This window comes from Moorena sp. SIO4A1 (genome assembly GCF_010672065.1).
Taxonomy (GTDB): domain Bacteria; phylum Cyanobacteriota; class Cyanobacteriia; order Cyanobacteriales; family Coleofasciculaceae; genus Moorena.
Genome location: NZ_JAAHHX010000473.1, coordinates 1 through 1,817 on the forward strand (window position 1 = coordinate 1; position 1,817 = coordinate 1,817).

At 44.3% G+C, this 1,817-nt stretch carries 1 protein-coding gene and 1 pseudogene; both read right to left on the reverse strand.

What is annotated here, in order from left to right; translation table 11 throughout:
* Positions 1-684: pseudogene (locus F6K53_RS39620) on the reverse strand (hypothetical protein); the annotation flags it as partial.
* A gap of 90 nt (positions 685-774) precedes the next feature.
* Positions 775-1,110, reverse strand: coding sequence for a hypothetical protein (locus F6K53_RS39625; protein WP_293085486.1), 336 nt, complete (start codon positions 1,108-1,110; stop codon positions 775-777).
* Positions 1,111-1,817: the final 707 nt, after the last annotated feature.

Sequence of the window (1,817 nt, forward strand, 5' to 3'; positions counted from 1 at the left end):
AATAATATCAAATAGACCATTATTATCAGAGCTGCCCTGAGCCAGGCGATGGTAAGCGTGTTTGGTTTCTTCAAAGGTGCGTCCTAAAAGAGTACTTAAATAAGAAAAAGCTCGATGCTGGACTTCCAGGTCTTCTGAAACCAACGACTTAGGATTATCCGGGGATTGTTGAGCTGTAACCATTTCTTCGAGCTTTATCCACTCTCGTGTTGGTTGACCTTCCTCCAGAGCATGGTCTCTAATTTTATTAGCTTCGATATAAATAAACGTCAGATGGGTAAGAATGTCATAAATCTCGCTACGCCCTCGGGTAATTTCGATCAGCATCGTTTCTTCATCAATGCGGTAGCAATTACGGCGACGTTTAGCCGGAACAATTGTCTCAAATCCTGATTGACTATACCCTTCTGCTGCCACCAGTTTCACAAAACGACACATTTCAATGCCGCAGGGTAAGCGATCGATCACATAAACTAGACCATTCAATTCCACTTTCTGTGGGTCAGCAATGGAGCCATAAATTTCCGGTTGCAAAGTTAGCAACGCTTGCCTCAAGGCTGCACCAGAAGCACCCCCAGGCTTGTAGTATCCTCGGATAAATAGATGTCGCATGATCACATAAATCCGTTCGATAGCAGCCCGAGATTCTTGAGCGCGAGTTCTTGGCGGAACCGGAATAGTCATAGAGAGGCTCTGTTACGATTGCTAGGAATGATATCAAGTATAGTTGGGTCAATTACCCATTACCCATTACCCATTACCCATTACCCAGGGCTATTTCATTCTAAAAAGTTGCTTAAGCGTGTCTAGACCAAAAGAACAGAGTCGTTGAGCTTGTGCCATGTTGTTAAACATCTGGTCACGGTATAAATTGAGTGTAAAATTGCGAGCTACGGTAAAAATCTTAGGCAGAGGGTTAGTGCGAATTCTGGATTTATCTTCACCTTGAGTACCAGTGCGAACATAGTGGACTTTATTCTCAACACCCCAATATCCACGGATACGTTCAGCAAATTCTTGGGCTGTTAAACGTAAATGTTGAAATAAGTAGTCGGACAAAAGTAAAATTAACTGTTGAAATAGGGAGCAGGGACTGAGGCCGTAGGCCACGCTACGCGAACGGAGCTGGGAGTAGAGGGGCTTTTGGCAACTTTACAGAAGTTAATACAGCGATGCAGCTTCGGAACAGGGGGTTTCCCCCACTCGCGCTTTGCATCAAGAAGTGAGGTTTATTTTTGTCCAGGTACTTACCTATTACCTATTACCTATTACCTATTACCTATTACCTATTACCTATCTCCAATGTAAAAAACCTACCCCTGTGAGCCCCACACTCCCCGTTTGACCTGTCATGTAAAAAACCTACCCCTGTGAGGGGCTTCTGACCCGGTTGCGCCAAGGCCAAAGGCCACGCTACGCGAACGGTTTTTCAACCTGTACTCTGCTTTTAGTATAGGCGCTATACAATCGTCAACTCCAATGCAAGATTTCTTTCTAGGCATTAAGCGCGCTAGTCACTTTCATCTGGGCTCGCTTTGTGGCGGAGTTTTCAGTGATTGGATTTCTAATAATCTCTATAGGGCTTACGCATTTGCCCCCGTGGGTCCCCCAATTCTGGGGGACTTTGACATGATTACCCCCCAAAATTGGGGGGCTAGGGGGGCGAAATCTACTTAACTGCGTAAGTCCTACTCTAGTGAGATTAGCGGTAACATATAACTCAGTAAACTTAATTATGTTAACTTTTAAATAGGACAGTAATGACTACTTTAGGGGACAACCTTAAAAAAAGACGAGAATCCCTAAATATCACCCAG